Here is a 13,049-nt window from a genome sequence, read left to right as displayed (position 1 = left end):
TACTAATTTGGTATGATATACTTATACTATAAGTAAGTAATACATAATTAGAAGGAGCTACAGTATAGCAGGCAGCTTACAACCAGCTGGATACCAGACGGAGGTACCCGATGAACACTATTCGCAGTCACCAGTCGTTACGACTCGCATTTATCACAGCCGCACTCGCGGTCATTGCCGTTGCCATCAACCTGTTCTTTGCGCCGCACGGGGTTGCGGCTGGTGGGGCAACGGGGATGGCGATTATCATCCAAGAAATGGCCGTCGTGCCGGTCTTCATCAGCACGCTCGGCATTAACCTGGTGATGCTTCTCCTCGCGTCTTTTCTTCTGCCGCGGGCGACGACGCTGCGCATACTGTATGGTAGCCTGGTGTTGCCACTGATCATGGCGCTGATTCCCGAAACGAAAATCGTCGCGGACCGGACGCTCGCCGTGATGGTTGGGAGTGTTGTCATTGCCGTTGGGTTTACCATGCTTTACGCCGTGGATGCGTCCAGTGGGGGAACGACGGTGCCGCCACTGATTTTTCTGCGCTTCTGGAACATTAAGACCGCGACCAGCTTGTTCGTGGTTGATTTCGGAGTATGCCTGCTCAATATTCCGGTTTCGGGGATGGAAGCATTCATCCTTTCTGTCTTTTCCATCGGGATTACCAAGCTGTCAATGAGCTACATGCAAACAGGGCTCGACCGCAAACGCATGCTGCACGTCATTAGTCGCAGCGACTTGCCGCAGATTCATGGGCGGCTGCGCGAAGTGTTCGGTGGCAGCGTCGATCTGGTGCTGATTTCTGGCACCGAGGGTAACTGGGGTCATGACGTGCTGCTGGTGGTGCTCGAACAATCTGAATACAAGAACGTTGTGCGCGTGGTCCACGGCATGGATCCACAGGCGTTAATCATCGCGGGCGAGGTTGCTGAGGTACACGGGAGCAATTAAACGTGGTATGCTAGAAGCTGTTGGGCGTTTTGTACGGAGTTTTCTGCAAATAAAGCAAATGTACTTGACACCGACCGATTAGTAATATATTCTATTTAAGTTGAGAAAAAGCAGAAGTCCCACTTCTCGCCCAAGTCTAACGACCTCTAGGCTAATAACGTACGGATATTTAGTTACGGTTGTGGGAGTGTGTTAACACTCACATAGCCGTTTTTTTCTGGCTTTCTCTCGGATTAAATCTGGAGGTGAACAACCATAGCAAAAGATATGATGGTAAACGATGGTATTCGCGCTCGCGAAGTTCGTTTGATTAGTGAATCAGGTGAACAACTCGGAGTGAAGAGCACGCGCGATGCGCTTGCTCTTGCCGAACAGAGCAACCTTGATGTTGTTCTCGTGGCACCGACTGCCAAGCCGCCTGTCGCCCGCATCATGGATTACGGTAAGTACCGTTTCGAACTGCAGAAAAAGCAGCGTGATGCTCGTAAGAAACAGAAAACCATCAACATCAAGGAAGTCCGTCTTTCTCCTGTAATTGAAGAAAACGACTTCCAGACCAAGTTGACCAATGCCGTTAAGTTCCTGAATAAGGGAGCTAAGGTTAAGGCTTCTGTTCGTTTCCGCGGGCGTGCAATTACGCACAAGGAAATTGGTCAAAAGGTGTTGGAAAAGCTTGCTGATGCTACTAAAGACATCGCAACTGTTGAATCCAAGCCAAAGATGGATGGCCGAAGCATGTTCTTGCTTCTGGCACCAAAGGCTGACAAGGAAAATTAGTCAGTACTAACTCCCCGGAGACCCGGGACAAGTATTTTAGGAGGAATTCATTATGCCTAAGTTCAAGACTCACCGTGCATCCGCTAAGCGTTTCAAGCGGACCGCTAGCGGCCTGCTCAAGCGCGGCCACGCATACACGTCCCACCGTTTCCACGGTAAGACAAAGAAGCAGCGTCGTCAGCTTCGCAAGTCTGGTGTAGTTCACGCAACGGATGTACGTCGTATCCGTCAGATGCTGACCTACATGAAGTAATTGCCCCGCGCAATTGCTATAACGTTCGGAACGACATCTCGTTCCAGATTTTCTCGTATATCTAGGAGGTTTTACTATGCCACGTGTTAAAGGTGGAACTGTTACTCGCAAACGTCGTAAGAAGGTTCTGAAGCTTGCCAAGGGTTACCGCGGCTCTAAGCACCGTCTGTTCAAGGCAGCTAATGCTCAGGTTATGGTATCTTACCGGTACGCATTCCGCGACCGTCGCGCTAAGAAGCGTGAATACCGTTCCCTTTGGATTGCCCGGATCAACGCTGCTGCACGTCTGAACGACATTTCTTACAGCAAGTTGATGCACGGCCTTAAGGTTGCTGGCATCGACATGAACCGTAAGATGCTCGCAGATCTTGCTATCAGCGACGCAGCTGCATTCTCAGCTCTTGCTGAAGCAGCTAAGAAGGCAAACGCCTAAAGCGAAGAGATCTCATCTGTTGATGGGGTCTTTTTTTTATGCCAAATTTTGTTCGTTAAATGGCCAAGTAAGCTTAAATGGCTGGCCAAATTTGTTATGTTTTGTAACAGGATTGCCGGATTGTTGAAAGCACAAAAGGCGGCGGGTAGGGCCTCACGCAAGGGGACAGCGTGCGGGCGGCGAGTTCTGCGCACATCAAGAACGACATGTGCATATATGAACACATTGCTGGTCAACTATACCAGTACAAGCAGTCGGTGTTGCTTTAATAGGCTCATTATCGTTAGTGATGCGGACAAACCCGTTATTTTAACTATATTGAGGGTGAATTGACATATTGTTTTTTCAGAACGTGAAGTATACCATTACCAATGTGTTCATATTCGCTAAACTTGAATGAATATTGTGTTTAAGGAGATAAAACTGGTGTATCGCCAGAATTATTGAGTTAAAAAGCATTAAGCTAAACTGAATGATAATAATATATAAACGTTTTATGGGTGATGGCAGCCTGCTCAATGCGCTCAATTGACAGTGAGCAGGCGCACCGCTTTGCAACTTTATGATCTGTTGAACAACTATTCGCAGTTTCTACTTAAACGATTTGTTATATCGAGGTTAATATTATGTCGGTTTGGGCAATTAGCATCTCTTACATAACCACTCTATTAATTAGTATATTTCTGGCACTTGGGATGACGTCTCTGCTTTATTGGGTTAACGACCGGGCGGTGTCACCGTTCATCGAAGCACACCGTAACGGGATTATTCGGGTTGCGGGGCTGGTATATCTTGGCGTGCTCTACGCTCTGCAGGATATGCAGTACAAAGTGGACCCGCAGATGCACGTATTTGGCTACCACTGGCCATTTCTGAACCTGATGCTCATCAGCCTGTACGTCATTGCGGTGCGGACCGGTGACTGGGTAACCATCCTTATTCAGGAACTATGTTGCGGCGTATACCTGTGGCAGTATGCGCACCCGTCAGTGCAGATTCTGATTGCCTACGTTGTTTGGGCGATAGTGCTGTGCGGACTCATTGTTATCCGGCAGAAGTTGCAAGAACGGCGCCTTTGGGACTACCTGGCGATGCTCGCGCTGGGGCTGAGTGGCATCATTGGGATTTACGTATCGCAACCACGGATATTTGATTTGTGGTGGTGGGTGCGTGACCTGAGTGCGTACGTGATATTGATACTTGCAGTCGATGAGTATATTCGGCTCACGGTGATTGCCGATACGCGCACGGGCCAGCTGCAGCGGGTGGCGGCTTATGAGCAATTGACCTCAACAGCCGTGTTCGCGCGGAATCAGGGCGAAATGACCTCACTGTTTAATGTTGCCCAGAAAAATGCGCAGACAATTGTGGTTGCGGCGCTCGATGTCGATCATTTCAACGAGTTTAATCAGCAGTATGGCTACTTAACCGGGAACATTGTGCTGCTGACAATTGCTGACATCATCCAGGACGTGGTCAAGCAAGCTGGCGTCGAAATGCGTTTGTACCGTTCAGGCGGTGAGGAATTCACCGTCATCTTCATGGGCGTTAGTGCAAGGCGGGCGGCGAAGATTGTCGGTGAATGTTTGGCCCGCGTGGCGAAGACGCAATTTCCTGTTCATGGCGGGTATGCGACGGTGACCATGTCCGCCGGGATTACGACCACCCAGCAAGAGGACGCGAACATTGGGACCGTGTTTGCCCGGGCAGACGACAATCTGCGCGTCAGCAAGCAGTGTGGTCGTAACCGGATGAACGGCAATGGGGTTGATACGACTAATGAGGCGCCGTCACTCAAGTACTTCGCGCAGCCGATTGTAGAGCGGTCAGGGGAGACGCTAGAAATCTGGGGCGCGGAGTTACTGCTTCGCCAGCAGGCCGGCAGCAAATGGCATTTGCCGGAGTACTTTGATCTGCGGGCCGAGCAGCAGATTGCCTTGATTCGTGAAGTTCTGGACCGCAGTCTGCTCCGGCGTGTGACGATTAACCTGACGCCGGGCCAATTCGCCGATACGGGTTTTGCCAGAGCCCTGGCCAGTTACGTCAGTTCCGGTCACGGCCCGGAGCAACTCATCGTTGAAATCACGATGGTGCCCGACGTGACGGTGGTCCGGCGCATAACGGCAATTTACCGAAGCGTCGGCATCAAGGTATTTATCGATGACGTGGGTTCGGACAATTCGTACGAGTTTGTCGAAAAAATCCTGCCGTACATCGATGGCGTGAAGTTTGCGATGCAGAATCTGCGCAAGCGGGAGAGCGTGGACCAAATTCACGAGCGAATCCGCTTCTGGATTAACACGGCTAAGCAGGCGAACATCAACTTCATTCTTGAAGGGGTGGAAAACCAGGCTGACCTTGATTTTGGGCATCACCTCGACATTGAACACTACCAGGGATACTTCTTCGGGAAGCCGAACCTGCCGGCCGAATTGGCACTGGCATAAGCTAGTTGGTTTACCGATTGATGGTTGTTAGAACATGAATATCTTTACGCAAACGGGCGACTTTATTGCCCGTTTTTGCGTCTAGGTGAAAGACGCGTGGGTTCAGAATACACCGCAACTTTGTTTGGCAGTGAGCATTTCAAATATTAGGTTAGTAATGGTAAACTAGACAATAATTAAATGGCTGTCCGGATATTCCGTGACTAGTGAAAATGGATGGGAAAATTATCATGAAGAACAAGTTTGCGGTTCTTGCCGCGATTATGATGCTTCTGCTCGTTATGGTCGTTCCCGTGTTTGCAGTAATTGCAGCGCAGCTTCTGACCATCAAGTTAGCTGGCGGACACGTAGCACGCTACGCACTCCTAATTGTGGTGGCGAACATGTTAGGCCTGGTTGTTGATCTGTTTACGAACTGGCTTGATCGGCTATACGAGACGCTGCTCAAGCGCTGGGCGTGGATTTACCTGGTCATGCTGGTCAGCGACTGGGTCGTGGCGATGGCCATCTTGGCGGTAACGAACGCTTGGTGGTTCCACCTGAATCTAGATTTGCAGATGGTCGGCGTCTTGGCCGGCGTCGGCAGTATCGTCGGGGGCGCACTACTATGGATTATGCAGCAGTTCGACCATGACGACGACGCCATCGCGGCGAAATAGTCTGGTTAGGGGCGCTTACGTTGTCCGGCAGCTTAAGTGGGTGGGTACTGATTGGTATAGGGGCCGCGACTGGCCGGGGCCGGTGCGCGTTCCGTGCGACTGGGATTTTCCGTGCGGCCGGTTGAAGCCCCAAAAGCGGGGTCTTCAACCTAAAAATTAAGGCCCGCATCTGCTTCTTGGGGTTACGAGACTAATACGTATTGTTAAGATCCGCTGGGAAATCTTGTTCTCCTGGCGGGTCTTAATTTTTGCCGGCTATGGTGTGGAGAAGCCCGATGCAAAGCCCGCATCGGTCTTCTCTCACCATAGCTTTCACAGGAAAATCCCAGCCGCACTACACGCGCACCGTCCCCGCCCAGTCGCTACCACGTGGTTGAAGTGCTCAGGTGCACAACTGAGTATTTCACGACACAGGTAGCTACCTTAGACTTGTTCGGCTTGTTGGGTAGCCTTCCGTGGAATTGTTCCTGAATTAGGGTTTATGCCGCTATCCAGCGGAGCGTTGTGGGGTTTGGCCGGAGGGTCCGGGCTGGGTCTCGGGTGTGCCACCCAGCCGTGGCAACAAAGAAAAGAGGTGTGACGATCGCGGTTTTTGCGGTTGGCACACCCCTTTTCTTTGTGGGAAAAATTTAGATTTGTGTGAGGAGCTGTCAGGTCTGAGTTACAAGATGAAATGGGCGTCAACATGCTAAGTATCGTACACACTTAATACTAATTGCGACGATGCAAAGCTAAATTTTTAGTCTGGAGACGGCGCTTTTCCGGCTCCAGACGACCGCCACAGCGATCACGGCGAAGCACACCCGAGGCCCAGTCCGGACCCGGAGGCCAAACCCCGCAACGCGGAGCCTCTCACTGGTCTGCTTCAGCAACCACACTAACACGGCCGGACAGCACAGCGTAAAACTTGTTTACCGTCTCTGCAACCGAACTGTGTAAGTCAGCAGGAACGAAAGCAGCAGGAAAACGACAACGACGGTGTATGGGATGTGGTAATTAATGTCGAGCAGTGACCCCGAAATTAGTGGCCCGGCGATGTTGCCGATGCTCGTCAGCGATAGGTTCAGCCCATTGATGATGCCCTGGTTGTCCATGCTCTGCTTGGTGAGCAGGGTCGTGATTGCGGGGCGCAGAAGGTCGAACGCGGTGAAAATAATCAGGGTCGCGACCATCACGGCCAGTTTGGAATGTGTTAGCAAGATCCACACCGTTGAGATTGCGCTCAGGAAGAATGCAATGCGCGTCAGCCGAATTTCACCTAGCCACAGCACCAGCCGGTCGAAGAAGACGACCTGGAAAACCAGCGAGATGATACCGTTCAGAGTCAGGACGAGGGCAATGTTGGCCAGGCTGAAGTTGAACACTTCATTGACGAAGATGCTGTAGATGCTCTCGAAACCCTGAAGTCCGAATGACGAAACAAAAATCAGTGCAAACAGCATGAGCATCGGCCCGGTGAGGACGCTGCGCCAGTCGCTCGCGGTGGGTTCAGGCATGCGGTCCGTATTGCGGGTCTCATTCTTCAATTTGTCCACGGCGGGCAGGAAGAAAATCGTGGCGAGGGTCGCCAGCAGCCCGAATACGGCAGCCAGCCAAAATGGCGCCTTGTAATCAATTCCCGCCAGAATGCCGCCCAGTCCGGGGCCGAGAATTAGGCCGCCGCTTAATGATGCGGAGAGCCAGCCGATAACCTTGGCGCGGTCACGGTGGGTGGTGATGTCCGCGGCCATGGCCTGGGCGGTGGGTACGTACATCCCCGCCGCAATCCCGCCGATTGCGCGCGAGAGGTCGAACATGTAGAGGTGGTTGGTCACAGCAAACAGCACTTCCGAAACGGCGAACAGGCCGAGCCCAAAGGTGAGAATCGGTTTGCGGCCCAATTTGTCCGACAGCCGGCCGATGATTGGTGACGAGATGAATTGCGTGAGGGCAAACAGGGCGGACATGACCCCCATGTCGGTCGCGGAGAGGTGCAGTTCGTTTTTAATGAAGGGCATGACTGGGAAAATCAGGCTCATCCCCAGGCAAACCAGAAATTCGCTGAAAACTAAGATGAAGATGGCGCGTTTTGTTTGTTTTGACATGGTTCCTCCCCCGATTGACGAAATACACAATGCAAGAATTGTAGCATACCCGCAGATTTTGGGCTAAGTCGATAATTAAGTAATCGGCGGCAATTTTTATCAGCGAACACTGGTTTGCATTCGGGCATTAAGGTAAAATGGCAGCATAGTCAGGCATTGCAGTTATCCAGGAGGCAGATATGGCAAAGAAGCGGCGGCGTAAGTCAGGCAAAACGGGGCAGATCAGTGGCGTCCTCGCCATTATTTTGGCGGCGGGACTGTGGCTTTATCGTGGCGGTTACCTGAACCAATTGATTGGTGCGGGCAGCGACAATGTGGCCATTACCGCCCGGACCAGCAGCGACAACAAGCTCGATAGTGATGCGTACACGAAGCTGGCCAAACTCGATTTTGCGTCGGGGGATAAACCGGTAGTTCCGGTGAACGGCGGCAAGAGCACATTGAACTCGGCGGCGTGGAAGTCGGAGCACATCGACTTTGGCAATCTGGACCGGCTGAACCGCACGACGACGGATACCGCTTATCTGTCTCGGCGTAACCTGGGGCACAGTGCGGGCCGGCCCAGCCAGGAGTGGACACCGACTGGGTGGCATTACAATCGCGGCAGCACGGACATCTATAACCGCGGGCACCTGATTGCCTACACCCTGACCTTTAACATCAACGCGTCCGGCCAGTACAGTGCCGGGGCGGAGGGGTCATCGGATAACCCGAAGAACCTCGGCACGCAATCCGCGTATTCCAACCAGATTCTGATGCAGATATATGAGGGCAAGGTCCGCCAGAGTCTGGAAGACGGCAAGCAGGTCATTTACCAGGTCACCACGGTTTTTCGCGGCGATGAGCTGATGCCCCGCGGCTACTGGCTGCAGGCGCTCAGTACGGACGGCAGCCTGAACTTCAACGTTTATATTTTCAACGTGCAGCCGGGTTACCAGTTTAACTACACGGACGGCAGCAGCAAGATTGACCGGAACATGAAGGTCGATGAATCAGGGTTGGACAATTAAAGATGATAAATCGGGTCGATTGGATGGGTAAACCATGGCAATCGGCCCGTTTTTAGCCCATAATTCAAATAGCAAGATTAAATAAAGTAGCCGTCGCCCGGGTTCATTGACCCACGTGACGGAGTTGGAGGGCACGATGGATTTTAATAAAGTTGAGTATGTGCGGCCGAATTTGGCCGAGTTCAAGGACAAGGTGCACAAGTTAAGTGAGCAGCTCAAGAACGCCACTAACGGGTTGGTCGCGCAGGTCGCGGCCACTGAGCTGGTGGCGCTGGTGAATGACGTGAATTCGCAGGAATACGTCGCCAGCATCCGGTACAGCATCGACACTAACGACACGTTTTACAAGGGCGAGTCCGATTTTTGGGATGAATACGGCCCGCAGTTTAGCGATGCGCTGACGGAATACCAAAAAGCGGTGGTTGCCAGCCCGTTCCAGGATGAATTGGCCAAGATTTATCCCCACACCTTGATTGACATGACCAAGGATGAACTGCGCGTCAAGGATACCAATATTATTCCGCTGCAGCAGGAAGACAACCGGCTGATTTCGGAATATTCTGACCTGATTGCCAACGCGCAGGTGGACTTCCGCAATCAGACGTACACGCTCGCGCAACTCGGCCCACTGATGAGTGACGAGGACCGGGACACGCGGCGCGACGCCAATGCGGCCTACTGGGGCTTCTTTGCACAAAATGAGGCCACCTTTGATCGCATTTACGACGACATGGTGCACGTGCGGACGCAAATGGCCCACGAGCTGGGGTTCAAGGATTACTCCGAGATGAGTTACGTCTTCATGGATCGGTTTGATTACGATGAAGCCATGGTCAGCACGTATCGCCACGAAATTGAAACCAAAGTGGTGCCGCTGGTATTGGCGCAGCGGGCAAAGCAGGCCAAGCGTCTCGGACTGGACAAGCTTGAGTACTACGACCTGGGCATCCAGTTCAAGTCGGGTAACGCCAAGCCAGAGGGTACACCGGAAGAACTGGTGGAAACCGCACGGCAAATGTACCACGAAATGTCCGCGGAAACCGGGCCCTTCTTTGACCACATGGTATCCAGCCACTTGCTCGACTTGCTGGCAAAGCCGGGGAAGATGTCCGGTGGCTACGCGGAATACATTCCGAGCATCGAGTCACCGTTCATTTTCGCCAACTTTAACGGGACCAGCGGGGATGTCGACGTGCTCACGCATGAGGCCGGCCACGCGTTCCAGACGACGATGGCCAAGTGGATTCAGCCCGGCGAAACGGTGTTCCCAACGAATGATGCCGCCGAGATTTTCTCCATGAGCATGGAATTCATCGCCTACCCGTGGATGCAGAACTTCTTTAAGGACCAAACGGCCAAGTACAAGTACGCGCACCTGCAGTCGGCACTCGAATTCTTGCCGTACGGGATTCTGGTCGACCACTTCCAGCATGAAGTCTACACGCACCCTGACTGGACGCCGGCCGAACGCAAGGCCTGCTGGCGGGAACTCGAGCTGCGCTACAACCCGGACAAGGATTACAGTGAAAATCCTGACTTGGACCGCGGAATTTACTGGATGCGCCAGGGCCACATCTTTGAAGTGCCGTTCTACTACCTCGATTACACCATCGCGCAGGTCGTGGCGTACCAGTTCTGGAAGCGATTCGAAGTTGACCACGACAAGTCCGCTTGGCCGGATTACCTAGCAATGGCCAAGGCCGGCGGGAGTCAGAGCCTGCTGGAGCTGCTGCAAACGGGACACCTGCAGTCGCCGTTCGAACCCGGCGCGCTCGATGACACGCTCGCGGCCATCAAGTCCGCACTGGATGCAGTCGACGACAGTGCTTTGTAATCCGGGCCTGATCGCGTAGCTGCTCGGAACTGAGCATCACTTAATAGGTAAAAAGGAAACTCAGCTACGGAGGCACACTGGTGCTCCGTAGCTGAGTTTCCTTTTTTGTGTTGTGTTTTACTGTGTGCCAAAAAAACAATCTTCTGCTTGCTTTGCGGGTGGAGGCCGTTGTTCAGTGAGCGAGTTTGTTGGCAGTTGCTGTGCCGGTTGGCAGCGCCACACGTTTTGCCGCGTGCGTGGTTACTTGTACGATTAGGCCAAGGCGCAACGGAAAAGTGGTGATTCTGCGGATTTGGGACAGGACAAATTTTTAAATAGGCGCAGCGACCTGCTCTAAACCGCGGTGTGAAGGCATTTACAGGAATTCTGCGCATATATTCAGATATGTCCTGTCGCAAATTCACGCTGGCGCCACTTTTCCGTTTAGCATCGGCGCGTTAGTCAAAAGCGCTGAATTCTGCTGATCTACTTGAATACTTCGTGGTGCGCCGTTGCGTTCTTGACCATGTTGGCCGGTAGCTGAATGCCGAGTGTCTTTGCTTCCTTGGTGTTGATGACGTAACTGCCCTTGAGCACGTGCTTAACGGGGTAGTTGGTCGTCTTCTTGCCGTTCAGAACCTTGGCTGCCATCTTACCGGCGTAACGGCCGAGGTCGAACTGGCTGATGCGTATGCGGCGAGCCCGCCGTCCTTCACCATGGTGTCTGCTGCGGGGATGACTGGGACCTTGGCGTTGTTGGCAACGGAAACGAGCGTCTTCATGGAGCTGGCCACCAAGTTGTCTTGCGGTGCGTACACAATGTCACATTCGGAGACCATCTGGGCGGCAACCTGCTGGACGTCGTTGGTGTTGCTGATGGTGTAGAGCTTGACCTTTTCACCGTCTGCCGTTGCGAGCTTGGCGAACTTCTTGGCGTTGTAAGCACCACCGTGGTCGCTCGGGCTGTAGATAATCCCAATCTGCTTGGCGTTGGGCTTGATGGCCTTGATGACGTCCAGGTGCTTGTCGAGTGGGGCCTCACCTGAAGTCCCGGTGATGTTGTTGCCGGGCTTTTGTTCGGACTTGACCAGGCCGCTGCCGGCGGGGTCGGTGATGCCGGCGAGAATCACGGGCGTTTTGCCCTTGGACGCCGTCGCGAGGGCCTGCGCCGCGGGGGTGGCAATCGCGACTGTCATGTTGGCCCCTTCGTCGAGGAACTTCTCACTCATGCTCTTGAGGTTGCTCTGGTCGCCGCCAGCGTTGGCGAACTTAATCTTAATTTTCTTGCCGCTGTATCCGCCGTCTTTCAAACCCTGGATTACGCCCTGGTGAATCTGGTCAAGGGCGGGGTGGCTCATTAATTGCAAAATGCCAACGGTGGGTGCCTTCTTGGTGGCTGCTTGCTTGTCGCCGCGGCCGGTTAGGAAAATGGCGCCGACAACGATGACGATGAGTGCGGTAATTGCTGCAATGATTTTTTTCATGGTATTTCTCCTTGATGGTATGCGTATTTAGACAGATTCTGCGTAAATAAAAAGCGGCAAACCGACCAGAATCGGTTTGCCGCTTGACATGCCGAGTCCGTCGCGTGTGACCGCGCGGACCCAAGGATTAACTTGGAATTGAACCGACGCGGATACAACCTGTTTGCCAGATCGCATCCGCAACGCGAATACGACCGACTAGCGCCAGCTTTGCCATGAACGATTTGCGTTGAACATTGTGTTCGTCATAATTGGTTCTTCCTCTCATTTGTGATGCGTTAATCATATTAGCGAATTATTAATCCGTCAACCCCTAAAACTAATTTTTTTCAAATGTTTCGGTCTGATGACAGTTAATGGCGTCACTTTACGCCGGGTTAAGCACCGTGATAAGATTTTTATATACAAAAGGATGCATGCGTGTCTTATAAATAAAATGTTAAATGAGAATAAGGTGGGTGTGAAACGGAGGGATAGCTTGTGAAGTCATGGATGATTACGTTACTCCTGGCCAGCACGTTGCTCAGTGGGTGCGGCAACGCGAGCGCGGCCAAGTTGCGCAGTGAAAATTCGGCATTGAAGGCGGAAAACGCGCGTCTGCGTAGTGCGTCTAGCCCGAGCCTAGCCGCAACGGAAGAACGTGATGAGGATAGCAGTGACGCCGTTGCCAGTGCTGAGCGCTTGACGCGCGTGGGGACGCTGGATATTGCCGTGGAGAGGATTACTAACAGCAGGGTGGAGAACAATCCGCGCAGGTACACGCCCGTTGAGACGGGTTATCCGCAAGTGAAGACTTGGCCCGCGGAGTATTTTCGGGGTGAAATCAAGCTGCGGCTGACCAATGAGGGCAGTGCGGCCATCGATCTGACCCGGCAGGTGCTGGAACTAACGGACGGGCAGGGCCGCACGTACACGGCCGAAACCTCGGATACATTTGGCAAAGTTATTTATGCACGAGAAATCCTGGAACCGAATGAAACAGCGACCGCAAACCTCTATGTGATTGGCAAGCGGCGCATCAACCTCGACCGGTTCGCGTTAAAGTTCGGCCCCCAATTCGGCGCCAAGGGGCAGATTATCGCGGAGGCCGGTGCGACTGAGTATCAATGAATGCAATTAGTAACGAAAACAGCCACCAAAACTGCGGG

10 protein-coding genes and 1 pseudogene are annotated in these 13,049 nt (G+C 52.8%); 9 read left to right on the top strand and 2 right to left on the bottom strand.

The window, feature by feature from the left end:
• The first annotated feature begins 110 nt into the window (after positions 1 to 110).
• From EKN00_RS03350 to EKN00_RS03325, 6 genes are all read left to right on the top strand, one after another.
• The gene (locus EKN00_RS03350; protein WP_127848735.1) at positions 111 to 941 is read left to right on the top strand and encodes a YitT family protein; all 831 of its coding nucleotides are present in this window, start codon (positions 111 to 113) and stop codon (positions 939 to 941) included.
• A 270-nt stretch (positions 942 to 1,211) separates the two neighbouring features.
• On the top strand, positions 1,212 to 1,718 hold the full coding sequence (gene infC / locus EKN00_RS03345; RefSeq protein WP_127848754.1) for a translation initiation factor IF-3: 507 nt from the start codon (positions 1,212 to 1,214) through the stop codon (positions 1,716 to 1,718).
• Between the two features lie 52 nt (positions 1,719 to 1,770).
• A complete protein-coding gene (gene rpmI, locus EKN00_RS03340; RefSeq protein WP_127848734.1) occupies positions 1,771 to 1,971 on the top strand; it encodes a 50S ribosomal protein L35 in 201 nt (66 codons plus the stop codon).
• Positions 1,972 to 2,047: 76 nt separating this feature from the next.
• On the top strand, positions 2,048 to 2,404 hold the full coding sequence (gene rplT, locus EKN00_RS03335; protein ID WP_127848733.1) for a 50S ribosomal protein L20: 357 nt from the start codon (positions 2,048 to 2,050) through the stop codon (positions 2,402 to 2,404).
• A gap of 626 nt (positions 2,405 to 3,030) precedes the next feature.
• The gene (locus EKN00_RS03330; RefSeq protein WP_127848732.1) at positions 3,031 to 4,851 is read left to right on the top strand and encodes a GGDEF and EAL domain-containing protein; all 1,821 of its coding nucleotides are present in this window, start codon (positions 3,031 to 3,033) and stop codon (positions 4,849 to 4,851) included.
• A 230-nt stretch (positions 4,852 to 5,081) separates the two neighbouring features.
• Positions 5,082 to 5,510: a hypothetical protein gene (locus EKN00_RS03325; protein ID WP_127848731.1), complete on the top strand. Its 429-nt coding sequence runs from the start codon at positions 5,082 to 5,084 to the stop codon at positions 5,508 to 5,510.
• Between the two features lie 911 nt (positions 5,511 to 6,421).
• Here the strand turns inward: EKN00_RS03325 and EKN00_RS03320 are convergent.
• The gene (locus EKN00_RS03320) at positions 6,422 to 7,594 is read right to left on the bottom strand and encodes an MFS transporter (protein WP_127848730.1); all 1,173 of its coding nucleotides are present in this window, start codon (positions 7,592 to 7,594) and stop codon (positions 6,422 to 6,424) included.
• 179 nt (positions 7,595 to 7,773) lie between these two features.
• On the opposite strand from EKN00_RS03320, the gene EKN00_RS03315 reads away from it, so the two are divergent.
• Both EKN00_RS03315 and EKN00_RS03310 read left to right on the top strand, forming a co-directional pair.
• Complete coding sequence (locus tag EKN00_RS03315) at positions 7,774 to 8,604, top strand: DNA/RNA non-specific endonuclease (RefSeq protein WP_127848729.1); 831 nt, start codon at positions 7,774 to 7,776, stop codon at positions 8,602 to 8,604.
• A 136-nt stretch (positions 8,605 to 8,740) separates the two neighbouring features.
• Entirely contained in the window at positions 8,741 to 10,438 is a 1,698-nt protein-coding gene (locus EKN00_RS03310; RefSeq protein ID WP_127848728.1) for a M3 family oligoendopeptidase, read from the top strand.
• A gap of 465 nt (positions 10,439 to 10,903) precedes the next feature.
• Here EKN00_RS03310 and trpX read toward each other — a convergent pair.
• Positions 10,904 to 11,901 (bottom strand): annotated as a pseudogene (gene trpX, locus EKN00_RS03305) (tryptophan ABC transporter substrate-binding protein).
• A 480-nt stretch (positions 11,902 to 12,381) separates the two neighbouring features.
• Here trpX and EKN00_RS03300 point away from each other — a divergent pair.
• The gene (locus EKN00_RS03300; protein ID WP_127848727.1) at positions 12,382 to 13,011 is read left to right on the top strand and encodes a hypothetical protein; all 630 of its coding nucleotides are present in this window, start codon (positions 12,382 to 12,384) and stop codon (positions 13,009 to 13,011) included.
• The last annotated feature ends 38 nt before the right edge of the window (positions 13,012 to 13,049 follow it).

The sequence above is a fragment of the Lacticaseibacillus hulanensis genome, from assembly GCF_004010095.1.
Taxonomy (GTDB): domain Bacteria; phylum Bacillota; class Bacilli; order Lactobacillales; family Lactobacillaceae; genus Lacticaseibacillus; species Lacticaseibacillus hulanensis.
The sequence above is the reverse complement of the archived record's forward strand: the minus strand, read 5'-3'. Positions and strand labels throughout refer to the sequence as shown.